The sequence below is a fragment of the Dietzia sp. WMMA184 genome (assembly GCF_002441635.1).
Taxonomy (GTDB): Bacteria; Actinomycetota; Actinomycetes; order Mycobacteriales; family Mycobacteriaceae; genus Dietzia; species Dietzia kunjamensis.
This window is the reverse complement of record NZ_NXEI01000001.1, coordinates 3,784,647-3,811,029: the sequence shown is the minus strand read 5'-3', so window position 1 is coordinate 3,811,029 and position 26,383 is coordinate 3,784,647. Positions and strand designations below refer to the sequence as shown.

Genomic DNA, 26,383 nt, shown 5'->3' with positions numbered 1-26,383 from the left:
TGAACCACGACGTCGTCTTCGACGTTTAGCTGGCTGTCCTCAGTGGGGTGCGGCCCGGTGCGGCAATCCGGTGGAACACCATGGCTGCCGCGAGCGTGATCCCAGCTAGCCAGCCAAGGGCCAGTAACGCCCCGGCGGTCTCGTCGAAACTGGGGGTGAACGCTGCGTCGGTCAAGACGCGAACAGCTCCATGGGAGGGCATCCAAGTCGCCCAGTCGGGTGGGGCGGCGTCGAACATGATGTTCTGGGCCAACCCGACATCAAGGAAAGGCAGCATGAACATCAAGTACAGGCCGCCCAGGCGCCCGACTATAGGTCCGATCAGCACTCCGAGCATGGCGTAGGTCAGGGCAACCGCCAGGGTCGCGAGCGCGAACGCCACCCACGAACGCGGTTGGAAGCTGAAGCTGGTCACGCCCAGGGAGACTGCGCTGACCAACACTGCGGCCAAGAGGATCACCCCGAGACGAGCCGCGAGCACCTCTGCGGTGCGGTAGCCGGCCACAACGAGTCGCCGGTCGGCCTCGAGTGATCCGAGCACGACGAACAGGCCAGCCAGGCCGGCCAGGAAGGCCACGGTGATCGGCACCATGATCGCTCCGTGCACATCGATCATCGAGACAATGGCGATCGTGTCCTGGCCGCGCTCGGTGAGTGCAACGGGGGTGGGCTGATCAGGGGTGATGGCGATCGACAGAGAGATGAAAAAGAAGGGAAGACCGACAAGCAGAACCCACAGTGCGACGTTGCGTCGATACTCGCGCCAGGCGAACCGCGACGCCACCCGTGTGCGCCCCCAGGTCGACTCGGGTGCACGACGACTGGTGCGGCGGTGGCCGGTAGTCAACACGAGGACACCGAACGCGAGCACCAGCCCGCCAAGGGTCCAGACCGCTGCGGCGCCAAGGTCACTGAGCGGGCCCGCGTGGCCAGTGCTGGCATCGAGCATCACCAACGTCGGAAAGTGAGAAGGGAACACGCGGGTAATCCATGAGTCGGACGGACCCATCGCCGGTCCGAGGAATACATCGAACATCCACACGAAGACGATCACCAAAGAGCCGTTGACTTCGGAGCGCACTAGCGCACCCACCGCTGTGCCGAGTCCCAGGTATATGAGGGCAAACATGACGGTGGCTGTCACTGTGCGGCCCACGTCAACGATGTCGGTACGAAGCGCCAGCGCCAGAAGTGAACCGGCAACCGCCACGCCCGCCAACGCCAGAGACGACGCCAGCCTGGCCAGCACGACCCTCGTCGGGGAGGAATCCGTGGCAGCCAGTCGTCGATCTGCCTGACGGGACCCGCTGACGTGGAAGAACCCCGCCACGCCAGCCAGAAATGCTGAGGCCCAGCCGGCGGTCACCGCCTCCAACTGTCCGAGGCTGGCTTGCCCACCCAGGATCCGGGCGAACTCGGCAATCGTGTCCGCTGTCAAGGTCACAAACACCAGGGGCACGACGCCCAGTAGCACCAAATTTATTGGACGGCGGGCATACTCGACCAGATACCGCCACGTCAACGACACAGTGAATGGGGTCGTCATCGTAAGATCGTCCTGCCGTCGACCAGGTCGTAGATGCGGTCGAAGCGCTCGGCGTCAGTGATGAAATGGCTGATGATCAACAGACTGCGCCCGGACTCGCGCCGGTCTCGGGTCAACTGCCAGAACCGCTGGTAGGTGTCCCAGTCGAACCCGGCGTAGGGCTCATCCAGTAGCAGCAGGTCAGGGTCCGGAAGCAGCGCCAAGCCGAGGTTGAGCTTGGCCCGAGTCCCCCCGGACAGCGCCTCAACGCGAGCGTGCCTCCACGCGACAAAGCCCAACGTGGTGTAGATGTCGTCTTTGGACCGCTCGATCTCGTCGTCGTCCATGCGGTAGGCCCGACCGAACAGGTCGAAGTGCTCGTCGCAGGTCAGCCTCTCGTACAGGATCGGCTCCTGCGGACAGAATCCGATGGGCCCAGTGTGGCTAATGGTGCCGCTATCTCGGGGTAAAGCACCCACTAAAATTTTCATCAGAGTTGATTTCCCCGACCCATTTTCGCCCACTAGACCCACGATCTCGCCAGGTCGAAGCTCGATGTCCGCGCCGCGCAGCACGCGTCGGGTGCGCCGTCGTGGCCACCACCCGGTTCGGTAGGACTTAGCCACACCGTGAGCGGCCAACACCACCGTCTCCCCAATAGGGCTTTCAGGCAGGCCGGTAATTGGATCCTGGTCCGTCACATCTGCTCCTCATTCAAATACTGGTAATGATCTCGCAAAAAGATGAAGTTTGGAGTCACCTCCGATGAAGGTTCAATAAACATTCTGAAAGAGCACTCCGGGATTATGGCGGTGGCATTCTTCACATTCATACTTTGAGGGAGGCTCTGCCCAACTCCGGCCGTAACACCGCATACAGTCACATTGGATGCGAGCTAGAAAATCGCGGGCCACCCACCGCGGCGAGGAGGCTACCGATGTCCGACAGAACAGAAGAGGCGATGACCTTCCAGGCAGTGCATACATGGATCGCGTCCTCTCCCGCCGCCGGTGCAGCCACCGCTGCCGAAGTAGGGGTCACCGACGCGATGAGGTGCTCTGAGCTACACCACACCCTGGTGAGGTTGCCCCTCGGTCGCGGTACGGGTGGCACAAATCGGCAGAATTCCCACTGGGCAGGCAAGGACCACCCGCTCGCCGGCCTGCCCGCCAGCGGGCTCGTCGATCCGCTCGTCAACCTATTGCTTCGCTCGCAGCTCCTTGCGTGGGCCAAACCCAGCGGGCTCTTCGCGACCCTTCCCCTTGAAAGCGTCACCTCTCCCCTCCCGCGCCGATTGAGTTCTTGTAGCTCAAGACCCCCGGACCGGATGGCCAGCCCGAGCGACAAATCGGCAGACAGTCAACCGCGGGGGCGTCGATGACCTCCCCGCGAGCCGAAGGCGGATCCCCTGCGTTAACCGGCAAACCGTCCCCGCTTCGGATGTTATGGATCACCGCCGCCCTGGCTGCCTGCTTCCTCGGTATCAAATGGGGACTGCGCGATGCGCCGCTGCTGTGGTTTGCGGCCCTGCGAACGGCACCTACTACATCGGCGACCGATACGAATCGCTCATCATGGATTCATCGACGTTTGGTGTGCCGGTCGACTCGGCCGACGGCTACCGGCTTTCAGTCAACTGGGCCACCCAGATGTCCTACAGCGGGATCTACGTCCATGCCGCCCCATGGTCCGTTGAACAACAGGGCTTCACCAACGTCAGTAACGGCTGTATCAATGTCACCGACGCCTACGCCAAGTCGTTCCAGCACAGCAGCAACCGGGGCGACGTGGTCAAGGTCATCAATACCGTCGGACCGACGCTTCCCGGGACCGACGGGCTGGGCGACTGGAACATCCCGTGGGAAACCTGGCGTGCTGGAAATGCCGACCTAGCCTAAGAGGCCCTCGGCCAGGGTTCCGAACAATTGGTTGCGGATACAGACATGGCCGGGTGTTGGCCTGCGTTAATACGCGTCGCCCGTCTCTATGACGAACTGCTCGACTGCGGCAGCAAGGGCCTGGTTCGCGCTGCACCGCCAGCACGGTGAGCTCGTCTCCGCGCTTCCAAAGACCTTGCCGCCACGGCTCTTGCGCCCGCCTACTGGTCAATCCATACGGCGTCCGGGCGATCAGAGTGCAGGCGGAGTGAGCCGCGGACACAAGCGAACATCACCCTTGACCAATACCCCTACGGGGTATAGGTTCATTGGTGTTCGGATTGATCCGAGCCATCGGATGTCTCAACGAACTACACCCGTCAACGGAAGGAGCCGTCATGGCTACCAGCACCAAGGAGTACACCGTCCAGGGCATGACCTGCGGACACTGTGAGTCGTCGGTCAAGGAGGAAGTCGGCGAAATCGCGGGCGTCTCCATGGTGGAGGCCTCGAGCAAGACCGGAACGGTGTCGGTCTCCGGCGAGGGCTTCACCGACGAGCAGGTCGTCGCCGCCGTCAAGGAAGCCGGCTACACCGTCACCTCTTGACGCGAAGCGATCTCGCCAGCCCCAGCAGCTGGCGAGATCCCTGGCCCCGAGCACACCACCCGTTCACCGTGAAGGATTGATCCTCGATGACCCAGACTCAACCCTCCCAGATGCACCCCGCGGTGGATCTGATCGACATAGATCTGGGCGTCACGGGCATGACCTGCACTTCGTGCTCGGGGCGGGTCGAGCGCAAGCTCAACAAGCTCGACGGGGTGGACGCCACGGTCAACTTCGCCACCGAGTCCGCGTCCATCTCCTTCGACCCGAGCAAGGTCGACACGGACGCGCTCATCGAGACCGTGCGCGGTGCGGGATACGACGCGTTCACGATGAAGAATGACGACGACCAGGCTGTGGACGCAACTTCCGCAGGTGGCGGCGCCGGTCCCCGAGACCAGATCGAGGAGGCCAGGGAACGCGAGACCGCAGACCTCAAACACCGTCTGATTGTCTCGGCTGCACTCACGGTCCCGGTGGTCTTGCTGAGCATGATCCCGGCACTGCAGTTCACCAATTGGCAGTGGGCCGTGCTGACCATGGCCACCCCCATCTTCTTCTGGGGAGGCGCACCCTTCCACAAGGCCACCCTCGCCAACCTGCGGCACGGCTCGTTCACCATGGACACCCTGGTCTCCATGGGCACGGCGGCCGCCTACCTCTGGTCACTGTGGGCACTGTTCCTCGGCAACGCCGGCATGCCCGGCATGACCATGGAAGTGCATCTGCTGCCCACAAACTCCACGATGGACGAGATCTATCTGGAGACCGCCGCCGTGGTGATCTCCTTCCTGCTGCTGGGCCGCTGGTTTGAAACCAAGGCCAAGGGGCAGTCCTCCGCCGCACTCAAGGCGCTCCTCGACATGGGAGCCAAGGACGCCGCCGTCCTCCGCGACGGCGTCGAGGTCCGCATCCCCGTGGGTCAGTTGAAGGTCGGCGACATCGTCGTGGTGCGCCCGGGCGAAAAGATCGCCACCGACGGTCGCGTCACCGAGGGTTCGTCCGCGATCGACGAGTCCATGCTCACCGGCGAATCCGTCCCGGTTGAGGTCACGTCCGGCTCCACGGTGACCGGCGCAACCATGAACACCTCGGGAAGACTGCTGATCGAGGTCACCCGCACCGGCGAGAACACCACACTGTCCCAGATGGCCAAGCTGGTCACCGAGGCGCAGTCCAAGAAGGCCCCGGTCCAACGACTGGTCGACCGCATCTCGCAGGTCTTCGTGCCCATCGTGATCGTCATCGCGATCATCACCCTGCTCGTGCACTTGTTTGTGGTGGGAGCGGGACTGGCCACCGCGTTCACCGCCGCCGTGGCCGTGCTCATCATCGCCTGCCCGTGCGCACTGGGCCTGGCCACTCCCACCGCACTCCTGGTCGGTACCGGCCGCGGCGCCCAGATGGGACTGCTCATCAAGGGGCCCGAGGTCCTAGAGTCCACCCGGCGCGTCGACACCATCGTCATGGACAAGACCGGCACCGTCACCTCCGGAGTGATGTCCGTCAGCCAGGTCACCACTGCCGCCGGATTCGACCGGACGGATCTGCTGGTCAAGGCCGCTGCGGTGGAGGCCGCGTCCGAGCACCCGATCGCCCAGGCCATCGCCCGCGAGGGTGCAAAGAGTCTGGCGGGCGAGGGCCCCGTGGCCGACAGGGAGGCCGGATCCGCCATTCTGCCGGAGGTCACCGGGTTCACCAATACTGCAGGCCGTGGCGTCACGGGCACCGTCGACGGTGCCGTGGTGACCATTGGTCGCCCTGAGGGCTCCCTGCCGGCGGACCTGCGGACCGCGTTCGACGATGCCCAGAAGCAGGGCGGCACCCCTGTGGTCGCCCAGATCGACGGCACCGTCGCGGGCGTGATCACCGTCCGCGACACCGTCAAGCCCACCTCCGCCGAGGCGGTAGCCGGACTCAAAGCTCTCGGATTGACCCCGTGGCTGCTCACCGGCGACAACGCCGGAGCCGCACGTGTCGTGGCCAGCGAGGTCGGCATTGATCCGGCCAACGTGATCGCCGAGGTCATGCCCCACGACAAGGTCGCCCAGATCGAGAAACTGCAGGCCAAGGGCAAGAACGTCGCCATGGTCGGCGACGGCGTCAACGACGCGGCAGCTCTCGCCCGGGCCGAGCTCGGACTGGCGATGGGCGCCGGCACGGACGTGGCGATCGAAGCCTCCGACATCACTCTGATGAACGACGACCTGCGATCCGCCGTGGACGCGATCAGGCTGTCACGCCGGACCCTGGGCACCATCAAGGGCAACCTATTCTGGGCGTTCGCCTACAACCTCGCACTGATCCCCGTCGCTGCGATCGGACTGCTCAACCCCATACTCGCAGGCGTCGCAATGGCGTTCTCGAGTGTGTTCGTGGTGACCAACTCCCTACGCCTGCGCGGGTTCACCTCAAGCCACGCGACCCCCAACCACGACCAGACCAGGAGCCAGTCATGACGGATACCCCGGACCTCGCCATCGACCCTGCAGCCGAGCACGATGCCGAAGCCGCTGGCTGCGAGACCCACAGTCACCACGGCTACATGAAGGAAAAGGACCGCTACAAGGCCCGGCTCAAGCGGATCGAGGGCCAGGTGCGGGGCATCCACCGCATGATCGATGAGGAGCAGTACTGCATCGACATCCTCACCCAGGTCAGCGCCATCAATTCCGCACTGCGCAACGTCGCCCTCGGCCTGCTCGACGACCACATGCGCCACTGCGTCGCCGACGCAGTGAACGAGTCCGACGAGGCCGCAGAGATCAAATTCAAGGAAGTGGCCGACGCCATCGCCCGCTTCTCCCGCTAAGCGGGGGCGGGTAGGTGCATGGGAGGCCCCGGCAAGGTCGCGAGCAGGATGCTTCGCGGATGTAGCCGAGCCCCGAAATTCGGTGAACACGCCTCACCAACATACCCCGTTGGGGTATAGTTTGCGGGTGGGAAAGCCAATGAACTCGCACGGCAGAAACCAGGAGAGAACATGACATCTGATCGAATTCAGGATCCGGTCGACGCCGCCGGTTAGCTCGACGAACTCGCGGGCCCTATCCCGGGCTGGCAACCCGGTTGTTCCAATCGTGCCAGGCCATCACCGCAGGTCGTCACCGAAAAAGCCTTCGGGTTCGAGCAATGTGGCTACGAAGTCGGGCCAAAGGCAGCTCACCCTGGCCCACGCCCTTGGGCGCCCGAAAGACCAGCAGCGGCGGAGGGTGCTTCCATCGTTCCGAGCGCCCTAGAAGGGAGCCGCCATCATCGTGGCGCCAGCCCGAACCACTCCCCTGACGAACATCTTGAGCAAACCTTCACACAATCTCCACCACAATCCGCTGGCTCACCCACGATCCTGACTGTCGGCCGGACCCCAGAACGCCAGGACGTGCGTCATCACCGACGGGAACGGCGATCCTGGGATGGGCGGTGTCACGAACGTGGTCGGCCGAGCACAGATGTCAGCACGATTCGATACCCTGCGGCGGTATCGGCTCGTGGCCCGGAGCAACTGCTACTTGGCCCCACGGGAAGAGATGTCCATGACCCCTAGAACACATCATGCGCTAGGGCTCACCGCTGTCAGGGAATCATGTTCTTGCTGTTTCACTCCCTCGAAACTCCTGCATATCGAAGCTGCCGGACGCATGCCGCTCGAAGATCACGCCAACCAGGTGGCAATGGACAAGACGGAAGGGACCAAATGAATCAGTCGCACGATCATCATGACCGCGCCCACAGTCACGGATCCGGCGGAGCCGCGGCCGGGCACCTCAACGAGCGAGACACGGCGGTAGCTGAGCACCATCACCCGGACGGGCCCCAGGAGACGACGGGCCACGCCCATGCGGGGCAGCATCACGCTGGCCATGAAGACCATGGCGGTCATGCGGGGCACGGAGACCATGTCGGGCAGTTCCGACGGCTGTTCTGGATCATGCTCGTTTTGGCGGTGCCGGTGGTCGGCTTCAATGACATGTTCGCCGACCTCATCGGTTACCAGCTGCCCGACGCCGGATGGGTGTGGTGGGTCTCCCCCGCCCTGGGCACAGTGATTTATCTCTGGGGTGGTCGGCCGTTCCTTACTGGCGCGGTGTCTGAGGTTCGCGCTCGGCAGCCCGGCATGATGCTGCTCATCGGCTTGGCGATCACCGTGGCGTTCATCGCCTCCTGGGGCGCTACCTTGCGCATCCTGGATCATGAGCTGAACTTCTGGTGGGAACTGGCGCTGCTGGTGGTCATCATGCTGCTGGGCCACTGGATTGAGATGCGCTCTCTGGCGCACACCACCTCTGCACTCGACTCCCTGGCGGCACTGCTACCCGATGAGGCCGAGAAGCTCGACGGCGACGACGTGGTCACAGTCGCACCAGCCGACCTGGCGGTCGGTGACGTCGTGATCGTCCGCCCCGGTGCTTCTGTGCCCGCCGACGGCAAGATTATCGACGGCTCGGCCAGCATGGACGAATCCATGGTCACCGGCGAGTCCAAGGCGGTCCGCCGTGAGATCGGCGAGCAAGTGGTCGCCGGCACGGTGGCCACCGACTCCGGCTTGCGCGTCGAGGTCTCCGCAATCGGTGACGACACAGCTCTGGCCGGAATTCAGAAGCTGGTGGCCGACGCGCAGGCATCCTCCTCGCGTGCCCAGCGCATCGCCGACACCGCGGCCGGCTGGTTGTTCTGGTTCGCCCTCGCATCGGCGGCGATCACCGCGGTCATCTGGAGTGTTCTGGGGTTGCCGGATGCGGCGGTGGTTCGCACGATCACCGTGCTGGTGATCGCCTGCCCGCACGCGCTGGGATTGGCGATCCCGCTGGTGGTCTCGATCGCCACCGAACGCGCCGCCCGCGGCGGCGTACTGATCAAGGACCGCCTCGCGCTCGAATCGATGCGCACCGTCGACGCCGTCCTGTTCGACAAGACCGGCACCCTGACCAAGGGCGAACCCACCGTCACCGGAATCGAACCGATCGAGGGACACACCCAAGACGAGGTACTCGCCCTCGCCGCGGCGGCCGAGAGCGACAGCGAGCACCCGCTCGCCAGAGCAGTGGTCGGGGCCGCAAGGGCCCGCGAACTGACCGTGGCGAAGGCGACCGACTTCTCCTCCTCGCCAGCTGTGGGCGTGAAGGCCACTGTGGAGGGCACCGTGGTCGAGGTCGGCGGCCCCTATCTCCTCGACCAGCACGATCGCGACGAACTCCCCGTCGCCGATCAGTGGCGTACCGAGGGCGCGATCATCCTGCACGTCCTCGCCGATAGCCGGGTGATCGGCGCGCTGCGGTTGGCCGATGAGATCCGGCCCGAGTCCCGTGACGCCGTCGACGCGCTCCATGCTGCCGGTGCGCAGGTCGTCATGATCACCGGCGATGCTCAGGCCGTCGCTGACACCGTCGCCGCCGAGCTTGGCATCGACCGGGTCTTCGCCGGGGTCCGGCCCGAAGACAAGGCCGCCAAGGTCGCCCAACTCCAGCACGAGGGCCGCAAGGTCGCCATGGTCGGCGACGGGGTCAACGACGCGCCCGCACTGGCCCAAGCCGATGTGGGCATCGCCATCGGCGCCGGGACCGACGTGGCGATCGGCTCCGCCGGCGTCATCCTGGCCTCATCGGATCCCCGCTCTGTGCTCTCGGTCATCGAACTCTCCCGGGCGAGCTACCGCAAGATGAAGCAGAACCTGTGGTGGGCCGCCGGCTACAACCTCGCCGCCGTGCCCCTGGCCGCAGGTGTCCTGGCCCCGGTCGGATTCGTGCTGCCCATGAGCGTCGGCGCCATCCTCATGTCGCTATCGACAGTCGTTGTCGCTCTCAACGCCCAGCTGCTACGCCGCCTCGACCTGAGTCCAGAATCCGTCACAAGAGCGATGGAGCGATGATAAACACGATGACCATCAGACACCACTCGCGGCGACGAGTCGCGTCCGCGTTCCTTGCTGCCGCCGCGTTAACTTTCGCCGGCTGCTCGACCGGGCCGTCCGAGAACGCTTCGACAGAACCACCCAACCCGTCGTTGGAGTCCTACGGCCTCGCCGGTCTCGACGCGCCCCAGATCATCAACAAACTCGACACCATGCCGGTGGCCGATAGGCCGGATGATCTGATCGCCTCGGTGCAGCCGACCGAACTGGTCTTGACCAGTAGCGATGAGGGCCTGGCAACGATGCCGATGCCAGATGACCAGTTCTATCTGTCAGTGGCGCCCTACAACACCAGCACCCACCCCTGCCAGTTCCACAGCCTGACCACCTGCCGCGGTGAGATGGCCACCGAGGAGGTGCACGTCACCGTCACCGATACCGCCACCGGAGACATCCTCATCGACGAACCACGCACCACCTACGACAACGGCTTCCTCGGATTCTGGCTACCGCGAGACATCACTGCCACGCTCACCATCGACTACGACGACAAGTCGGCCACTGTTCCGATCGCCACCGGAGACCAGGACCTCACCTGCCTGACCACCATGAGACTCACCTGACAACCCCCCTCCCCGCATCAACAACCCCCCGCCGGGTCGCGGCCCCCGGCCGGCAGGGAAGGCGGTGCGTCCCGCATGGACCACAGCACCGCCAGTCAGAGGTAGCGGCAGATCGTCTCGGCTTGGCAGGTCGCAGGGTCCACTGTGCGGCTGGCGGACTGGAGCTGGGCGACTGCCTGACGCAGCTGCAAGAGATCGGCTATCTGCTGGTCGATCTCGTCCAGTCGAGTCACCAGGAGCGTGTCGACGTGAGCGCAAGGTGCCTGTCCGTCATCGCGAATCCGGAGGATCTCACCGATGCGGGCAAGCGATAGTCCCGCGCTCTGGCCCCGCCGGATGAAATCGAGCCGGGAGATCACGTGCTCAGGGTAGTCACGGTAACCGTTGAGGGTTCGTTGTGGAGGCGGGAGAAGGCCCACGGATTCGTAGTAGCGAAGGGTTTTCGGAGTGGTGCCCGCCGTGGCAGCCAGTTCGCCGATCCTCATTGGAATTACCGCTCCTTCGAGACCGTCTGGGTTGACCTTCCAGTGCACTGGAGGGTCCATCCTAATGAGCGAAGAAAGAGAGGGGCCATCTGATGGAACTGGGTTTCGAATTCGATTTGGCGGTGGTGGGCTCCGGCGGGGCAGCCATGGCGGCCGCTATCACCGCTCGACAGGCCGGCAGGACGGTGCTGGTGATCGAGCGCGGCACCATGGGCGGCACCTGCGTGAACATCGGGTGCGTCCCGTCCAAGACGCTGCTGGCCGCTGCCGGCACCCGCCAGGCCGCACTGACCAATCCCTTCCCCGGGGTCCCCACCCTTGCCCGGGGCGTTGATCTGGGAGCGCTGGTCAAGCAGAAGGACCAGCTGGTCACTCGACTGCGAGAGACCAAGTACGCCGACGTCGCGAACGCCCATGGCTTCGAAATCCGCCGTGGGGAGGCTTCCTTCCTCGATCCCGACACTCTGGTGATCGATGGGGATCCGGTGGCGGCCGGTTCGGTGGTACTGGCCACCGGAGCAGAACCGGCACTACCGAAGGAGGTAACCGGGCTGGACGAGGTGGAGCATCTGACCTCGACCACCGCCATGGAATTAACTGAACTGCCCGACTCCATGATCGTCATCGGCGGTGGCTACGTCGGTATCGAACAGGCCCAACTCTTCGCCCATCTGGGCACCCGGGTGACCATCATCGGCAGGATCACCCCTGCTGCCGAGCCGGAACTGGTCGCCATCCTTCGCCAGGCCCTGGCCCAGGACGGGATCACGGTGGTCGAGGAGCACGCCACCTCTGTCGACCGGCAGCACGCACAGGTCACAGTCCGCACCGCTTCGGGCCGCAGCCACTGCGCAGAGCGTCTACTGGTGGCCACCGGGCGTCGCCCGTCCACAGACCGCCTCAACCTGCCAGCCGCAGGCATCACCACCGACCCGGACGGATTCATCCTCGTCGACGAGCATCAGCGCACCACCAACCGGCGCGTCTTCGCCGCCGGTGACGCCACCTCGGCACCCCAGTTCGTCTACGTCGCTGCTGCCACCGGAAAAGCCGCCGCCGCCAATGCCCTTCGCACCGATCCGCAGGGCCCAGGCGAGGTCGTCGACTACACCGGACTGCCAGCGGTGATTTTCTCCCGCCCCCACCTGGCCACCGCCGGGCTCACCGAGGCCGCAGCCCGGGCCGCCGGGCACCGCTGCCAAACCCGGGTGATGAGCTTCGAAGACCTGCCGCGCGCCTTAGTCGACCAGGACACCCGCGGGGCGATCAAAATGGTCGCCGAAACAGAAACCGGAAGAATCCTCGGACTCAGCGCCATCGGAGACCACGCCGGAGAAATCATGCTCGCGGCGACCTACGCCATCACAGCCCGGATGACCACCCGCCAGATTGCCGACATCTGGGCCCCGTATTTGACCACTTCTGAAGTCCTGCGCCTGGTCGCAGGCACCTTCCACACCGAACTACCCACCTCCTGCTGCGCCTGAACACCGCCTCCACGTGGGGGCTTGGTCATTCGCGATCGAGGTATCCTGCCGCCTGGGCTTCGAGTCGAGGAGGATGACGTCATGCCGAAGGACGTCAATCCCGTTACTGAACCACCCCACCAAAGCGAACAAGGTGCCCTGGCGCGAACTGCTCTGGTCGTCTCGGTCACGCTGCTGGTCGCGGCGGACCTCGGAGCTAAGACTTGGGCGGGCGGAGCACTGGCCGACGGCCATACGGTGGACCTAGGACTAATGCAGCTGCGCCTGGGCTTCAACTCCGGGGTGGCGTTCAGCCTCGGCGATGGCCTCCCCGCCGGCGTCGTTCTCGCCATCACTGGACTCATCATCGGTGCGCTGGCGATCTTCACCTGGCGGGCCACCCGCACCGCAACGCGCACAGTACGACTGGCGCTGGCCCTGATCCTGGGCGGAGCTGTGGCCAACTTCATCGATCGCGCCACCGACGGGCTGGTGACTGACTACCTACACACCGGTTGGTTCCCTACCTTCAACCTCGCCGATGTCTTCATCACCGGTGGCGCCGTGGTGCTGATCGTGGCCACCCTCACCGGTCGCGACAAGGCCGAGGCCTTGGAGATGCCAGCAGCTTCGGCCCGGCAAGCCAGGGGACCTCATGACCACTGAGGTGGCCGTAGCAGCGTTGGCTCTATATTTGTTCGGCCTGGTGGCCGCTGTCGGGGTGCGCTCCTAGCGCCACCATCAGAGCACCGGTTCCACCGCTTGCGCGGCCTGAGCGGTGCGCGCCCGGATCAGTCGGGAGGTGGGGTGAGATCTGGTGGCGGGTCAGCGACGATCACGACGCGCGATGTCAGGACCTGCGCGCCTTCCGCGACAGAGAGTCCGAGTTGCACCGATATTCTGCGGCAGATGCCTGGCAGCGGCTGACCCGGCAGGTCTATCCCCTGCCCGCAGAGCGCGAGCCCGCTTGGTCGGCAGCCAGTCGATGACGTCGCGCTCGCCTCTAGTTCGGTCGTACCTGTCCGACTAGGTGACGACGCGGCCGTACCCGGCCGATGCGGCCCGGCTCTGTCTCTTCCACCGCACGCCACGACCGGTGGGCCGGACCGAAGCGCCACATTATAGACTCTTGGCTAGCCGTTGCAGTCCGAACTGCGCCGTAACTTTTCCACGCCGGTGCGGCGCTCCGTTTGGAGATAGGGGTTGTCTCGGTTCAAGTGCGTGGAGCTAGATGGATGCGAGTGAGCTATGCGTAGGACCCCCTTCGTCGCGGTGATCGCCGCGGTCGCCCTGGGCCTGGCCGGGTGCACCTCGGAGAACACCGAGACCGAGACGGAGACGACCGCAGCCGCGACCGCTGGCGCGGCGCCCATTGTGGTGGAGGATGCGTGGGTCAAGGCCACTGACGTCAATGGGGGTACTGACCACGGCGAGGTCACTGGTGACCCCGGTTCCGGTGATTCGAACGCGCACGGCGACGGCGGCGCGATGGCACCGGTGTTTGGAATCGTGCGAAATCAATCCGATGCGGATGTCCGCCTGGTCGAGGTGACCTCCGCGGTTTCCGGTGAGGCCGAGTTGCACGAGACCGTCTCGGGGGCGGCGGGTGGCTCGATGATGCGGGCGCGAGAGGGCGGCTTTGTCATCCCGGCGGGCGGAGAGCTTGTGTTCGAGCCTGGCGGGAATCACATCATGCTGATGGGAGTGCACGAAGCGATCCGCACGGGCCAGGAAGTCACCGTGACCCTCACATTGGAGAACGGCGATACGAGCGAGATCGTCGCCTCGGCACGGTCGTTCGAGGGGGGCAATGAGCAGTACCAGGGCGGGGAGTGACGGGACATGGGCGACCAAAACCATCGCTCGGCGTTGAATCGCAGATCCTTCCTGGTCGGCGGGGCCGCCGTCGCCGGAGGTGCGGCGGGGTGGGGAGTTGGTGAGCGTACCGCCACTGCTCGGACCCCTGATCGCGACGCGGTGGCCAACTCCCGGGCCGTCGGCGCGGCCACCGAGCCCTTCTATGGTGACCGTCAGTCCGGCGTCACCACGGCGCCGCAGGCGCATGCGGCGTATGTGGCATTCGATCTGCGAGAGGGTGTTCGCGGCACCGACCTCATCGGCGTACTGCGAGCCTGGACCCAGGACGCGGCCCGGCTCACGCAGGGGCGCGGCGGTCTCGCCGACCTGCAACACGAGTTGGCTGAAGGACCGTCCCGGTTGACGGTCACCATCGGTTTCGGCACGGAGCTGCTCGGCAAGGTCGGGCTTGGCCGCCGCACCCCGGAGTGGTTGCAGCCGCTGCCGGACTTCCCACAGATCGACCGGCTCGAGGACCGGTGGTCCGGCGGCGATCTGCTGTTGCAGGTCTGTGCCGACGACCCGCTCACCGTCGCACACTCGGCCCGAATTCTGTCCTCAGGTGTTCGCGACGCGGTCACTCAGCGGTGGGCGCAGCGAGGGTTCCGCCGTGCCGTGGGCACCGACCCGTCCGGGCAGACACAACGCAACCTCTTCGGTCAGATTGACGGCACCGCCAATCCCTCACCGGCCGATGCCGACTACGACCAGTTGCTCTATTCCGATGGCGCCGACCGGCGATGGATGCGGGGCGGCACCTCCCTGGTGCTGCGCCGTATCCGGATGACGATGGACACCTGGGAGGAGATCGAACGGAGCTCCCGTGAGCTCTCGATCGGACGGAAACTCGACTCGGGCGCGCCACTGACCGGTACTACAGAACACGACCCCGCTGATTTCGAGGCAATGGACCGCACCGGGTTGACCGTCATCCCCACCGAGTCACACATCGCCCGGGCCCGGCCACGGGTCCGGGCCGAGACGATCCTGCGACGACCGTACAACTATGACGATGTCCCGGAGTCCGGCCAGATCAGCAACTCCGGTCTGTTGTTCGCTTCCTACCAGGCCGACCCGGTACGCCAGTTCGTGCCGATCCAGCAGCGACTGGCAGAGCAGGACATGCTCAACACCTGGACGGTTCCGATCGGCTCCGCCGTGTTCGCGATCCCACCGGGGTGCCACGAGGGCGGCTACGTCGGAGAGAGCGCATTGGAGGGATAGCCGCACGCAACCACCGGGGGTCATGGTCACCGCCTCACCGCCGAAGCAACGGCTGCCCGATTATCATCCAGTGATCACGTCGGGGCACGCATGAGTTAGAAAGCGGACAATCTGTTGAGTAAGAATCTGAAGCTCTCGCTAGCGCTGATCACGGCTGCGCTGGTCGTCCTGGTGGTGGCCTTACTGGCTGCCGGGAACGATTCCGGCTCCGAGCAGGCACGTCCTGATGACAGTCCGGGCACCGGAGTGTTGGTGCGTGAGGACAGTCCCCGACTGTCTGAGGGCGGTGACGCCGTCTTCGTTGAGTTCCTCGATTTCGAATGCGAAGCCTGCATCGCGCTCTATCCGACAATTGAGGACCTCCGCGAGCAGTACGGAGACCGGGTGACGTTCGTGGTGCGCCACATGCCCCTGCACGACAACTCTATGGCGGCGGCCCTGGCCGCCGAGGCCGCCGCCGAGCAAGGCCGGTTCGAGGCCATGTACCGCAAGTTGTTTGACACTCCCGAGCAGTGGGGCCACCAACAAACCCCGCAAATGGACACATTTTTCGGCTATGCCGAGGAACTGGGGTTAGATATGGAGCGCTTCGAGAGCGCATACAACGACCCGGCCACCCTCGAGCGCATCGAGCAGAGCAAGCAGGACGGTCAGAGCCTCGGGGTCAGTGGCACGCCGACCTTCTTCCTGGACGGGGAGCGCCTCGAGCCGACCAGCGTCACCGATCTCGAGAACAGCATCAATGCTGCCCTCGAATAGCTCAGCCACCCCGGTCGCACACTCCACCAACGCCGGCCCGGATCAGTACCCCCACCGCAGGCTCGCGGTGGTGCTGATCGTTGGTGGGCTCATCGGCCTGGTCGCGGCGGTAGTGCTGCTGGTGGAGAAGATCGCGCTGATCGAGAACCCGGGCTACGTCCCGTCCTGCAGCATCAACCCTGTCCTGTCCTGCGGGTCGGTGATGACCACCGCGCAGGCCGAGGCCTTTGGCATCCCCAATCCGATCATCGGCATCGCCGGATTCGCCGCCACCACGGCCCTGGGTGCTGCGCTCCTGGCGGGGGGAGCATTTCAGCGCTGGCTGTGGGCCAGCATCCAAGTAGGCGTCACCTTCGCGGTGGTGTTCATCCACTGGCTCATCTACCAAAGCTTGTACAGCATCGGTGCCCTGTGCCCGTACTGCATGATCGTCTGGGCGGTGACCATACCGATCTTCTGGTACTGCACCCTGTGCAATCTTCAGCCACTACGCCGCAGCGATTCGGCGGGTCTTGCGCGCCTCATCGCCGTAGTTACCGAATACCGGGGCGCGATACTTACCGCCTGGTACCTACTTGTCCTGCTGCTCATCACGCACCGCTTCTGGGACTACTGGACCACCCTCGTCTAGAAACGCTCGCCGAACAGCAGATCGCGTTCCGCGAGTCAGTCCTCGGCTCACTCGGGGGCGGCACACCGCAGTCTGCGCAGGCGCTCCCAGATCAAAGCAGCGCACGCCGGATGGCTCTCGGACCCGGTCCCCCGCCCGCTGTCCAACTCCTCGTACAGCTATCGACTGCTGTCGCAGACGATCAGGCGCGGTTGCCTCCACGCGAGCTGCGTCGATACTCGGATGCGAACCGGTCACCGTAGCGATCACGCATGGCCGCCGCTACGAGCCGGTCTGAGTCCGCGGCCTCGTCCGATGGACCATCGTCTCCAACCGTGGCCGCGGGAGGGCCCGACGGGGCCTGCGACGCTGTGGTGTCCTGCCCGGGACCTGCTGCCCGGTTCCCGCCCTTGCGTGGCCGCGCCGCGGCGGCATCGTTGTCCTCGTCGTCCAGACGACGGCGCTGACGTATCTCGCTCCACACGAAGTAGCCCAGGCCGATGGGAGCGAGGACCCCGAAGGCCATCCACTGCAGTCCGTACGACAAGTACGGACCCGACTCGGTGGACGGCACTGGCATCGGTTCCAAAGACCCGGGCTGCCCACCGGCGAGCTGGAGATAATAGGGCGACAAGTCGGTGCCGAGGAGGTCCCCGATGACGGGGGGGTCGATGTTGCGCACGATGTTCCAATCGTGCAGAACGATGGGTTGGGCGGGAGCATCCATCGGGATCCTGAGGCGGGCGATGATGGTCAGCTGGCCCGTCGGCGCGGACGGGAAGTCCGGGACCGCGTTGTCGTCGCCGACGCGGACCCATCCGCGGTTGACGAGCAGGGAGTCACCACTGTCGGTGCGGAATGCACGAAGTGCCTGGTACACGAGTTCACCGTCGACGGACTGCATCCGCAACAGGACATCCTCCATGGGCAGGTAACTTCCGCGCGCAGTAACCAGATGCCACTCGGAATCACCGAGAGATCCCTCCCGCCGGATCACTTCGTCCAACGGAACCGGCCCTGCCACGCTGCTCTCAACGAGCTGGCATTGCGTGCCTTGAGATCCTCGTACTTGTTCAACTGCCAGGGGGCAAGCATCGTGAAGCACAGGTAGGCGAAGAGGCTGATGAACAGAAGGGTGATCAACCATCCCGGCTTGAGCATGCGAGAGAACCGTTTCACCTGCCAAACAGTAATCGTGCCGGCTGTCCGATCACCCTGCGCATCACCACGGCGACGGGAGCCGGCTGCACGGGCCTGTCGGAAAACTGGGCTGACAGTGATGATGTGTGTAGTGGTTCTTCGGGCGGGTCTGACTCACGGGCTGACCGTCGCGGTGGCTGACTAGAAGCGGATTTGTCGGCCCGCTCGGGGGATCGCTACGCACGCGACCGGACGGGCGTTTGTGACCTCATAGGAGCTTGGTTCAGAAGCCCCGCCACTGTCTTGTCCGCCCGCCTGGCCGGCGCGTGCTGCCCCACCGGGATCAACGAGAAAGGCAGCAGTGACCATGATGTCCGATCAGCACGTGCATGTCATCGCCGGAGTGGATACGCATGGCCAGACCCATCACGCGGCGGTGATCGACTCCCTCGGGCGGCATCTGGCCGACCGAGAGTTCCCGGCCACGGGTTCCGGGTACCGGCAGCTACTTTCATGGCTCGGCGGCCACGGCACCGTGCAGGCCGTTGGGGTCGAGGGCACCGGAGCCTACGGCGCCGAGCTGTCTCGGGTGCTGGCCCGGGCCGGACTACCGGTGGTCGAAGTCGACCGACCCGACCGCAAGACCCGGCGGATGAAGGGCAAGTCCGACCCGATAGACGCCTATGCCGCTGCTACCGCGGTCGCCTCCGGGCGTGCCACTGGCGTGCCGAAGACCCGCGACGGGATCGTGGAGGCCGTCCGGGCCTTGCGTGTGCCTCGGCGCTCCGCGGTCAAGGCCCGCACCCAAGCGATCAACCAGGCCAGGCAGCTGGTGATCACCGCTCCGGAGGAATTGCGAGCCCAGTTGCGTGGCCTGCCCGCCCGCGAGCTGGCCGCAGTCTGCGCCCGGTTCCGTCCCAGCGACCTCGCTAGTCCCCTCGGCGCGACCAAGGCGGCACTACGCATTCTGAGCCGCCGGATCCTGGCACTGAGTGAGGAGATCGCCGACCTCGACGTCGAGCTAAAAGCCCTGACCGCGCAGACGGCTCCGACCCTGATGAACCGCATGGGCGTGGGACCTGACGTCGCCGGGCAGCTTCTGGCCACCGCGGGCGACAACCCAGACAGGCTGCGCTCCGAAGCGGCGTTCGCGCACCTGTGCGGCGTGGCCCCGATCCCTGCCTCTTCAGGACGACGAGACCGACACCGACTCAACCGCGGTGGCGACCGGGCCGCGAACCACGCCCTGCATACCATCGCACTGAGCCGCATGCGATGGGACGAACGCACCCGCTCATACGTTCACCGACGAACCGCGCAAGGCCTGTCCAAGAAAGACATCATGCGCTGCCTCAAACGCCACATCGCGCGCGAGATCTACCATGCCCTGATCAACGACCTGCAGGCTCGCGACCCCGCCACCAAAGCACCGACCACCGCCGACCTCGCCAAAGCCGCTTGACATCCATAGGAGCATCCGGGGGGCGCGCACCTCATTTACGACCTGTCCGGTGCCCTGGTGGTCCGTGATCAGCGTCGTCAGGTTTTCGACCTCCCGCCGATCGAACATGCTCGCCATCGAGCACCGCGCCCAGCGGCGCGCATGTTCATGCGGAGTAGTGACTACCGCTGCGTTCCCGGCCGAGGCCAGAGCCCCGGTGTGTTACGGGCCCGGCGTGGCTGCGCTGGGCGCCTACCTACTGGGCCGCCAGCACCTTCCGGTTGACCGGCGTTCCGCAGAATTCGGTGGTTCTGAAGCCATTCCGGGGTGTTCGCAACGCTGTGCCCTGCACGGGCATGTTGAGGTCTAGCAATTCGTGTCGACTCTGCCCGTGTCACCTAACCCCCCAAGCAGAAACGCGGGACTCATGACCGAATGGGACACTTGAAGAGCGCCCTGGAGTCTCGCCCCCAGCAGCGTCCGGGACCGTAGCCTGATTAGGCGTCGTTGGAGCCGATGACTGCTCGCAGAGCAACGGGCGTGCCAGCCTAGCTGCAATCAGATACCGACCTAGGAGATCAGCAATGATCGCATTGACCACGTGGACGGGCGGCATCCTCACCGCCACCGGACTCATCGCCTACTTCACCACCGGGATGGAGAGTGCCACCTCGCTGATACCGGCGTTTATCGGTGTGCTGCTGCTCATCGCGGCGTTCATCGCGAGCCGCGTCCCGAACGCCAGCCGAGGGGTGATGATCGCAGCGCTCGTCATCGCCGTGCTCGGGGCACTGGGATCTCTCATGCCGCTTGCCGACCTCGGCGCGTTGTTCGCCGGAGATGCAGAGCGGCCTGCTGCGGTAATCGTCAGCGGGATCATGCTGATCGTGCTCGTCGTGTACTTCGTGGCGGGCCTTCGTCAGATCCTGACCACTCGCGAAACGGGGCCAAAAGCAAATTGACAAAGACCCCGGCCTTTCGCGGTGGGGTGAACATCGGGAGGAAGATTCCCGCGGATCGTGAATCGGGGCGCTCGCCTCGCACCGCGGCTGACGCGGGTTGCCGGGGTCGAGAGCGTTCAGGACGTAGTCGGGGGCGCGGGGATCGGCCACGGCAACGTGCTCGGAGAGGTTCTGCTCGCAGCCGTCCTGGACCACCACGTTGGTCGCCATCGAACCGGGGGCCAGGCCCGACGTGTACGGCAGGACGACCTCGACGTACCGGGTAGCCCGTTGAGGTACCGCACGCCCGGCGCGTACGGAGTCCCGTCGGCCCACAACTCCTGCAGCACGAGCGAGCCCGGCAGCATCTGCGTGAGGAGCACCGCAACCAACTCGACGCCGCCGGTGGAGGCGGTAAGCATCTGGTCCGGTCACCGGCCTGCTGATCGAATCCCGTACGACTCAGCTCAATGACCGCGATATCAAGACGGTCCGCGGAACCCCGGTTTTCGCTCCCAGCCGGGACACGCTTCCACGTCGCGCACGCGGCCGGAAACCAGGAACCACTCCTGCCAGCGTTCCGGAGAATTCTCCGGTTCTGGAGTCATTTCGGAGTGGGCGCAACGCCGTGACCTGCAGGGGCTTGTTTGAGATCTAGTAAGTCGGGGATTCCCCGAAGAAATGCACTACCGCGCGGGGTTGCAACGCCGGCCCGGAAATTGGCGAACACCAGCACGCGCTCCCCCGCGGGGAGGCGGTCGGCACGCCCGAAGTGGACGGTGCTAGACGAGGACTCCTTGGGCCGCGAGCCACGGCACCGGGTCGACCCACTGACCGGCGGCGGTCTGTACGCGAAAGTGCAGGTGGGGGCCGGTGGAGTCTCCGCGGTTGCCGACGGTTCCGATCACTTCACCGGCGTTGACCCGCTGGCCGACGCTGACGTAGTTCTGGTCGTTGTGGCCATATTCCAGCAGTTCGCCGTCATCTGTGCGGATGCGGATCCAGATGCCGTACCCGGCGGCGGGGCCAGCGGCTTCGACAACGCCGCTCTTGGCGGCGTAGAGCGGCGTACCAATGGGCGCTCCAAAGTCGGTGCCGTTATGGAAGCTGCCCCAACGCGAGCCGAACCCCGAGGTGATCGCGCCCGCGGTAGGGGCATGCGCACCACCGATCTGCGGGCTACCGGCGCTGTCGCCGAGGGAACCGAGCCCGAGCCCGGCGGCGTACTGCCGGACCTCACTTGGGGCCACGCCGAACTGGTCCCCAATCCTTTGGATCTCGGCGGGGTCGATGCCGAACTGCTCGGCCGCGGCCTGGATCGCCTCGACGACCTGGGCATGATTGATCGCGACGGGTTGAGCGGCGGCGGCTGGCGCGAAAGCCAGACCAAGGCCGCCCGAGAGGGCTACGCCGACGACGGCGCTACCAACAAACCGCGACACCGTCGCGGTTTCGCTGGCCACACGATGGCGGCCGCCGGCCAAAGTCGCGCTGCGCACGCCCAAACGCTCGGTGAGCTCTGCGACGGTCACGGTCCGGGTGGAGTCGATCATGGGGCTGTCTCCATCGTTCGGGGTGATGTGTTCCCGCGACGTCTATGCGATGCGGGTGACCGATTTCGTCGGCAACACGACCCAATATAACAACTCGGTATCGATCGTGTCACCCCTCAGCGCGTAATTCGTGATCATCGCCAGCCCCAGTGCGCCCAGATCGACTCCCGGTCGGGGAGAAGTCGTCTCCACCTCGGAAGCTCAGCCAGCGCCTAACCCTGGCGGAGCTGTCACCTCACTGGTCCTCTCTGTGACGGTCGTCTCGGCCGTGCATCTGCCTTGCGACCCGGTTGGTCAGCCACTACCTTTAACCGGGGTCAGGTCACGAAACGATTACGGTTAGACGACGACGGGATTCGGTAGCAGTGGAGAAGCGAGCAGGACCGAAGCACGCCTCTCAGTCGACCAGCCCCCCGCGGCGCCGCCGCGGAGCCCATCGCCGGGTTTCACCGAACAACCACCGCAGTATCGCCGCGGTCGTGGCCCTGGCCGCGGGTGCCTCTATTGCGGCAGCGGCTCCCGTCAGTGATCAGCGGATCGTTCTTCTCGCGACCGACGAGCCCCCGGCCGGTAGCACCGATGACGCACACTCCAAAGATGCCCAAGCCGCGACCCCCTCGGCTCCGCTCCCCCTCACCTCCGATGACGCGAACGTGTCAGGCGAGCCGGGACCCACCGCCGCGGGTTTCGTCGGCAGTCTGCAGAGGGGCACCGAACTCAGCTACGAGCGTGAGCTTGCCGAGGAGCAGGCGCGGCGTCCCATTGTGGCCCTCCCGGCAGTGGGCATCTCAACGTCCTCCTTCGGCCCCCGATGGGGCACGTCCCATTCGGGTCTCGATGTCGCCAACGCCATCGGCACGCCGCTGTTCGCCGCGACCGATGGAATCGTCATCGATTCAGGCCCGGCCTCCGGTTTCGGCATCTGGATTCGGATCATGTCGCCGGACGGCTTCATGACCGTCTACGGCCACAATGAGAGCAATACAGTTCAGGTCGGTGACACTGTCGTCGCTGGTCAGCAAATCGGCGTGATGGGCAACCGCGGCTTCTCCACCGGCCCACACGTGCACTTCGAGGTATGGGCCGACGGCGGCTCGCGGGCTGTCGATCCGTCGGCATGGCTGGCAGAACGGGGCATCATGGTCAACTCGGGGTCAAGCAGCAGCGCCCTATGACGCCGGAACTCTGACGGCGCAGGCTGGCCGACAAGGCCCTGGCTCCCCCACACTGGGCTTCTAACTGTGACGAACAACTGACAAGACGACGCCCACCGGCACACTCACTGCGAGGCTGGCAATGACAATCCGGTAGAGCACGAGATACCACGTACGCGGGCGCGCGTGACGCACAGTGGCCAGGAACAACGTGAGCGATATCAGCAACAGCACACCGCCCGCGGCCACCACGATCACGGAGCCGGTCAGGGTGCCACCGAGTACCGCACTGTTGGCCAAGTTGTAGGCGAGAAGCTGGACAACACGCAGGCGACCGAACAGTGTGCCGCCAGTAAGCAGTGCCTGTCCGACGCCCAGCCCTACCTGGGCCACCCCCGCAACTAGCACCAGGTAGGCCGCCACCCAGGAACCCTCATCGAAACCGGTGGGACCGGTGACCGCGGCGACAAGGCCGCCCGCGATGATGGCGGTGAGGCCGACGAGCACGAATTCTCGCATCGCCCGCCAGTGCGAGCGTGTGAACTCGGCCTGATTACGTGCGCTGTGACTCAGTTCGTCGCCCATTCTCTGTTTCCCCTCGCCGTGATCGGTGTCGTGGTCCTGGTAGCGGGGTTGCTCGCCACTGAGGTGGAGACCACCGGGTTGTCGCACCCGCCGGTTGGTGGGGTTGGGGATGTTGCGGCGGGCGGCCATCTCGTTCATGGGCTCGCTCCTATCGCCGACGTGCCTGGGGGACGAACAAGGGGGTGTGAGGGAACCATCCTCGACGACGAGGGTCCGCTTGTCCCCTACTTCCGGTCGGTCTGGGACATCTCGCGGAGCATGTCGTTATAGGCCTTGAGCTCGGCGTCGTCGTCCCGCTCGGCCTGCCGCTCCCCCCTCCGCGCCTCACGCATGTCCGTCTGGAACCACTGCCAGGCCAGGGCGAGCATGACGATGAACAGCGGGATCTCCCCCGCCGCCCACGCCACCCCGCCGCCGACCTGCTGGCTCTGCAGCAGATCCGGGACCCAGGGCAGCCCGATCCCCGAGTACCAGCTCTCGGCCAGCACGGTCTTGTAGTTCATGAGCACGATGCCGAAGAAGGCGTGGAACGGTAGCGAACCGAGCAGCACCATGAGCTTGTAGAAGGGCGAGAAGTGCCGCGGCGCCGCGTCCACGCCGATGATCACCCAGTAGAACAGGTAGCCGCTGATGAGGAAGTGCACGTTCATGAACATGTGGCCCAGGTGCTCGGAGGCCAGCGTCTCGTAGAACCCTCCGAAGTAGATCAGGTAGAACCCGGCCACGAACTGCACCGAGGCGACGATCGGGTGGGTGAGGAATCGGGAGAGCGGGTTGTTGATGAACTCCACGATCCACTCGCGTGGTCCCGGCGGGTTGCCGCGGCCCGCCGCCGGGAGCGCCCGCAGTGCCAGTGTCAGCGGCCCGCCTAGGAGACTGCTGAACAAAGTGCGTGTCCGGCCTGCGGGGTTGGGGTGGCCCTGAAATGATGTGGGTCATGCAGGGTGAGTCGGATCGGCAGCGCGAGTTGCTGGATGTGGAGTCGGTGGCGGGGCATCTGCTCGAGGAGGGCAGCGTGTTCGCGTTGCTCGCCGAGCACCGGGACCGGCTGTTCCCGGACGAGTTGTTCGCCGACCTGTTTCCCTCGGGCCGGGGCCGGCCGTCGATTCCCGGTGAGGTGATCGCCTCGGTCATCGTGCTCCAGGCACTGTTCGGTCACTCAGACCGGGAAGCGGTCGACGCGCTGACGTTCGACCTGCGGTGGAAGGCCGCCTGCGGGTATCCGGTCGATGCGAAGGGTTTCAACTCGTCGACGTTGACCTATTGGCGACGCCGCCTGGCGGCCAGTGACCGACCGCAGCGGATCTTCGAGGTGGTGCGCCAGGTCATCGCCGAGACCGGTGCGGTCAAGGCCAAGACCCGCCGGGCGCTGGATTCAACGGTCTTGGACGACGCAGTGGCCCGTCAAGACACGATCACCCAGCTCATCGCCCAGATCCGCCGGGTCGGCCGCGAGGTGCCCGGGGCGAAGGAGCTGATCGCCACCGAGTGCACCCGGCTGGCGGCGGTGTGCGGGCAGGACTACACCGAGGCCGGTAAGCCGCGCATCGCCTGGGATGACCAGGCCGCCCGTGATGAGTTGGTCTCCGCCCTGGTGGCCGATGCTCTGGCGCTGTTGGCGGCACTCGATGTTCAGGCGATCACCGCCGCCGGCGGCAAGCCGGCCGAAGCGGTCGCCCTGTTGGCGCTGGTAGCAGGGCAGGATGTCGAACCGGCCGAGGATTCAGACGGTACCGACGGGCGGTGGCGCATCGCCCGCCGCACCGCCCCGGATCGGGTGATCTCCACCGTGGACCCCGATGCCCGCCACGCCCACAAGACCCGCCAGCGCCGCCAAGACGGGTTCAAGGCCCACATCGTGGTCGAGCCCGACACCGGCCTGACCACCATGTGCTCCCTGACCAAGCCCAACGGGCCGACCAACTCCGATGCCGCGGTCGGCGCGCAGCTGGTCACCGCCGATCCCACCATCGACGCCGGCGAGCCGGTCGAAGTGCTCGGCGATTCCGCCTATGCCAGCGGCGACATGCTGCACACCCTGGCCGGCAAGCAGTGGCTGCCCCTGGTCAAGCCGTGGCCGCTACGGCCCGCAGTCGAGGGCGGGTTCACCCTGGATGACTTCACCTTCGACGCCGTGGCGGGCACCCTGACCTGCCCCGCCAACATCACCCGTGGCCTGTCTGCCAAGGGCAATGCCACCTTCGGGGCGGCGTGTCGTGGCTGCCCGCTGCGTCAGCGGTGCACCACCTCAGCCACGGGGCGCAAAGTCGTGCTCGGCGAGCATCACCTGCTGCAACGCCAGCACCGCCAGCGGGCCGGCGATGAGGACTTCAAGACCGTCTACCGCCAGAACCGACCGATGGTGGAACGCTCGATCGCCTGGCTGACCCGAGGTGCCCGCCGCGTGCCGTACCGCGGGGTCGAGAAGAACAACGACTGGCTCCACCACCGCGTTGCCGCCCTGAACCTGCGCCGGCTAGTCGCGATGGGACTAACGAGCCAGAACGGAACCTGGGCCCTGGCCTGATCAGCGGGCCGGGGCCAGGCATTCCCGCCCCAGCACAGGCTCGAACAACCCGCGGTGGGCGCCGCGAACCTCTCGCCCTTCTCGCCGAACCCAGAAATCTCCAACACCGCACCTCGCGCGACGGCCAACCGGCCCTCACGCACACCGGCCGTGCCAGGAT

23 protein-coding genes and 2 pseudogenes are annotated in these 26,383 nt (G+C 65.5%); 16 read left to right on the top strand and 9 right to left on the bottom strand.

Annotated elements, in window-relative coordinates; all coding sequences use genetic code 11:
* Positions 1-25: 25 nt before the first annotated feature.
* Both CK206_RS17685 and CK206_RS17680 read right to left on the bottom strand, forming a co-directional pair.
* Entirely contained in the window at positions 26-1,546 is a 1,521-nt protein-coding gene (locus CK206_RS17685; RefSeq protein WP_096907172.1) for an ABC transporter permease, read from the bottom strand.
* A complete protein-coding gene (locus tag CK206_RS17680; RefSeq protein WP_096907171.1) occupies positions 1,543-2,226 on the bottom strand; it encodes an ATP-binding cassette domain-containing protein in 684 nt (227 codons plus the stop codon). The genes CK206_RS17685 and CK206_RS17680 overlap by 4 nt, the downstream gene beginning before the upstream one ends.
* Before the next feature lie 831 nt (positions 2,227-3,057).
* Between CK206_RS17680 and CK206_RS17670 the strand changes: the two are divergent.
* From CK206_RS17670 to CK206_RS17655, 4 genes and pseudogenes are all read left to right on the top strand, one after another.
* Positions 3,058-3,423 (top strand): annotated as a pseudogene (locus tag CK206_RS17670) (L,D-transpeptidase); the annotation flags it as partial.
* Between the two features lie 377 nt (positions 3,424-3,800).
* Positions 3,801-4,010, top strand: coding sequence for a heavy-metal-associated domain-containing protein (locus tag CK206_RS17665; RefSeq protein WP_007625927.1), 210 nt, complete (start codon positions 3,801-3,803; stop codon positions 4,008-4,010).
* Positions 4,011-4,096: 86 nt separating this feature from the next.
* Positions 4,097-6,469, top strand: a complete 2,373-nt coding sequence (locus CK206_RS17660; RefSeq protein ID WP_067718071.1) for a cation-translocating P-type ATPase — start codon at positions 4,097-4,099, stop codon at positions 6,467-6,469.
* On the top strand, positions 6,466-6,822 hold the full coding sequence (locus CK206_RS17655) for a metal-sensitive transcriptional regulator (protein ID WP_017838595.1): 357 nt from the start codon (positions 6,466-6,468) through the stop codon (positions 6,820-6,822). Before CK206_RS17660 ends, CK206_RS17655 begins: the two co-directional genes overlap by 4 nt.
* Before the next feature lie 840 nt (positions 6,823-7,662).
* On the opposite strand, the gene CK206_RS17650 is transcribed toward CK206_RS17655, so the two are convergent.
* Positions 7,663-7,890: a hypothetical protein gene (locus CK206_RS17650; protein WP_254050645.1), complete on the bottom strand. Its 228-nt coding sequence runs from the start codon at positions 7,888-7,890 to the stop codon at positions 7,663-7,665.
* A 48-nt stretch (positions 7,891-7,938) separates the two neighbouring features.
* Here CK206_RS17650 and CK206_RS17645 point away from each other — a divergent pair, with 48 nt between their 5' ends.
* A complete protein-coding gene (locus CK206_RS17645; protein WP_096907169.1) occupies positions 7,939-9,876 on the top strand; it encodes a heavy metal translocating P-type ATPase in 1,938 nt (645 codons plus the stop codon).
* Positions 9,877-9,884: 8 nt separating this feature from the next.
* Entirely contained in the window at positions 9,885-10,481 is a 597-nt protein-coding gene (locus CK206_RS17640) for a CueP family metal-binding protein (protein WP_173674812.1), read from the top strand.
* 95 nt (positions 10,482-10,576) lie between these two features.
* Here CK206_RS17640 and CK206_RS17635 read toward each other — a convergent pair whose 3' ends face one another.
* Entirely contained in the window at positions 10,577-10,966 is a 390-nt protein-coding gene (locus CK206_RS17635) for a heavy metal-responsive transcriptional regulator (RefSeq protein ID WP_061230215.1), read from the bottom strand.
* A 92-nt stretch (positions 10,967-11,058) separates the two neighbouring features.
* On the opposite strand from CK206_RS17635, the gene merA reads away from it, so the two are divergent.
* From merA to CK206_RS17605, 6 genes are all read left to right on the top strand, one after another.
* Entirely contained in the window at positions 11,059-12,453 is a 1,395-nt protein-coding gene (gene merA / locus CK206_RS17630) for a mercury(II) reductase (protein ID WP_096907167.1), read from the top strand.
* An 81-nt stretch (positions 12,454-12,534) separates the two neighbouring features.
* Positions 12,535-13,098 (top strand): signal peptidase II, encoded by a 564-nt coding sequence (gene lspA, locus CK206_RS17625; RefSeq protein WP_254050644.1) that lies wholly within the window; start codon positions 12,535-12,537, stop codon positions 13,096-13,098.
* A 606-nt stretch (positions 13,099-13,704) separates the two neighbouring features.
* Entirely contained in the window at positions 13,705-14,268 is a 564-nt protein-coding gene (locus tag CK206_RS17620) for a copper chaperone PCu(A)C (protein WP_254050643.1), read from the top strand.
* Positions 14,269-14,274: 6 nt separating this feature from the next.
* On the top strand, positions 14,275-15,513 hold the full coding sequence (locus CK206_RS17615) for a Dyp-type peroxidase (RefSeq protein ID WP_096907165.1): 1,239 nt from the start codon (positions 14,275-14,277) through the stop codon (positions 15,511-15,513).
* Between the two features lie 114 nt (positions 15,514-15,627).
* A complete protein-coding gene (locus CK206_RS17610; RefSeq protein WP_017838589.1) occupies positions 15,628-16,272 on the top strand; it encodes a thioredoxin domain-containing protein in 645 nt (214 codons plus the stop codon).
* Positions 16,256-16,903 carry a vitamin K epoxide reductase family protein gene (locus CK206_RS17605; RefSeq protein ID WP_017838588.1) on the top strand — a complete coding sequence of 216 codons (648 nt, stop codon included), beginning with the start codon at positions 16,256-16,258 and terminating at the stop codon, positions 16,901-16,903. The genes CK206_RS17610 and CK206_RS17605 overlap by 17 nt, the downstream gene beginning before the upstream one ends.
* A gap of 181 nt (positions 16,904-17,084) precedes the next feature.
* On the opposite strand, the gene CK206_RS17600 is transcribed toward CK206_RS17605, so the two are convergent.
* Positions 17,085-17,879, bottom strand: coding sequence for an SURF1 family protein (locus CK206_RS17600; RefSeq protein WP_254050712.1), 795 nt, complete (start codon positions 17,877-17,879; stop codon positions 17,085-17,087).
* Positions 17,876-18,043 carry a hypothetical protein gene (locus CK206_RS19935; RefSeq protein ID WP_159981201.1) on the bottom strand — a complete coding sequence of 56 codons (168 nt, stop codon included), beginning with the start codon at positions 18,041-18,043 and terminating at the stop codon, positions 17,876-17,878. Before CK206_RS19935 ends, CK206_RS17600 begins: the two co-directional genes overlap by 4 nt.
* 349 nt (positions 18,044-18,392) lie before the next feature.
* Between CK206_RS19935 and CK206_RS17595 the strand changes: the two genes are divergently transcribed.
* Both CK206_RS17595 and CK206_RS17590 read left to right on the top strand, forming a co-directional pair.
* Positions 18,393-19,484 carry an IS110 family transposase gene (locus CK206_RS17595; RefSeq protein ID WP_216824185.1) on the top strand — a complete coding sequence of 364 codons (1,092 nt, stop codon included), beginning with the start codon at positions 18,393-18,395 and terminating at the stop codon, positions 19,482-19,484.
* Between the two features lie 563 nt (positions 19,485-20,047).
* Positions 20,048-20,425: a hypothetical protein gene (locus CK206_RS17590; RefSeq protein ID WP_017838585.1), complete on the top strand. Its 378-nt coding sequence runs from the start codon at positions 20,048-20,050 to the stop codon at positions 20,423-20,425.
* Between the two features lie 761 nt (positions 20,426-21,186).
* On the opposite strand, the gene CK206_RS17580 is transcribed toward CK206_RS17590, so the two are convergent.
* A complete protein-coding gene (locus CK206_RS17580) occupies positions 21,187-21,957 on the bottom strand; it encodes a M23 family metallopeptidase (protein WP_069389212.1) in 771 nt (256 codons plus the stop codon).
* A 479-nt stretch (positions 21,958-22,436) separates the two neighbouring features.
* On the opposite strand from CK206_RS17580, the gene CK206_RS17575 reads away from it, so the two are divergent.
* Entirely contained in the window at positions 22,437-23,132 is a 696-nt protein-coding gene (locus CK206_RS17575; protein ID WP_063973417.1) for a M23 family metallopeptidase, read from the top strand.
* A gap of 60 nt (positions 23,133-23,192) precedes the next feature.
* Here CK206_RS17575 and CK206_RS17570 read toward each other — a convergent pair whose 3' ends face one another.
* The gene (locus CK206_RS17570) at positions 23,193-23,834 is read right to left on the bottom strand and encodes a hypothetical protein (RefSeq protein WP_017838581.1); all 642 of its coding nucleotides are present in this window, start codon (positions 23,832-23,834) and stop codon (positions 23,193-23,195) included.
* Positions 23,835-23,920: 86 nt separating this feature from the next.
* Positions 23,921-24,568, bottom strand: a pseudogene (locus CK206_RS17565) (cytochrome c oxidase assembly protein); the annotation flags it as partial.
* Positions 24,569-24,633: 65 nt separating this feature from the next.
* Between CK206_RS17565 and CK206_RS17560 the strand changes: the two are divergent.
* Positions 24,634-26,223 (top strand): IS1182 family transposase, encoded by a 1,590-nt coding sequence (locus CK206_RS17560; RefSeq protein ID WP_096905213.1) that lies wholly within the window; start codon positions 24,634-24,636, stop codon positions 26,221-26,223.
* Positions 26,224-26,383: the final 160 nt, after the last annotated feature.

Coding starts and splice junctions, on each gene's coding strand:
- CK206_RS17595 (WP_216824185.1), top strand. CDS start 18,393: ATGTCCGATCAGCACGTGCATGTCATCGCCGGAGTGGATACGCATGGC.
- CK206_RS17640 (WP_173674812.1), top strand. CDS start 9,885: ATGACCATCAGACACCACTCGCGGCGACGAGTCGCGTCCGCGTTCCTT.
- CK206_RS17580 (WP_069389212.1), bottom strand. CDS start 21,957: ATGATCGACTCCACCCGGACCGTGACCGTCGCAGAGCTCACCGAGCGT.
- merA (WP_096907167.1), top strand. CDS start 11,059: ATGGAACTGGGTTTCGAATTCGATTTGGCGGTGGTGGGCTCCGGCGGG.
- CK206_RS17650 (WP_254050645.1), bottom strand. CDS start 7,890: ATGACCGCCATGGTCTTCATGGCCAGCGTGATGCTGCCCCGCATGGGC.
- CK206_RS17665 (WP_007625927.1), top strand. CDS start 3,801: ATGGCTACCAGCACCAAGGAGTACACCGTCCAGGGCATGACCTGCGGA.
- lspA (WP_254050644.1), top strand. CDS start 12,535: ATGCCGAAGGACGTCAATCCCGTTACTGAACCACCCCACCAAAGCGAA.
- CK206_RS17685 (WP_096907172.1), bottom strand. CDS start 1,546: ATGACGACCCCATTCACTGTGTCGTTGACGTGGCGGTATCTGGTCGAG.
- CK206_RS17570 (WP_017838581.1), bottom strand. CDS start 23,834: ATGAACGAGATGGCCGCCCGCCGCAACATCCCCAACCCCACCAACCGG.
- CK206_RS17590 (WP_017838585.1), top strand. CDS start 20,048: ATGATCGCATTGACCACGTGGACGGGCGGCATCCTCACCGCCACCGGA.
- CK206_RS17635 (WP_061230215.1), bottom strand. CDS start 10,966: ATGAGGATCGGCGAACTGGCTGCCACGGCGGGCACCACTCCGAAAACC.
- CK206_RS17605 (WP_017838588.1), top strand. CDS start 16,256: ATGCTGCCCTCGAATAGCTCAGCCACCCCGGTCGCACACTCCACCAAC.
- CK206_RS19935 (WP_159981201.1), bottom strand. CDS start 18,043: ATGCTCAAGCCGGGATGGTTGATCACCCTTCTGTTCATCAGCCTCTTC.
- CK206_RS17615 (WP_096907165.1), top strand. CDS start 14,275: ATGGGCGACCAAAACCATCGCTCGGCGTTGAATCGCAGATCCTTCCTG.
- CK206_RS17560 (WP_096905213.1), top strand. CDS start 24,634: ATGCAGGGTGAGTCGGATCGGCAGCGCGAGTTGCTGGATGTGGAGTCG.
- CK206_RS17655 (WP_017838595.1), top strand. CDS start 6,466: ATGACGGATACCCCGGACCTCGCCATCGACCCTGCAGCCGAGCACGAT.
- CK206_RS17660 (WP_067718071.1), top strand. CDS start 4,097: ATGACCCAGACTCAACCCTCCCAGATGCACCCCGCGGTGGATCTGATC.
- CK206_RS17645 (WP_096907169.1), top strand. CDS start 7,939: ATGCTCGTTTTGGCGGTGCCGGTGGTCGGCTTCAATGACATGTTCGCC.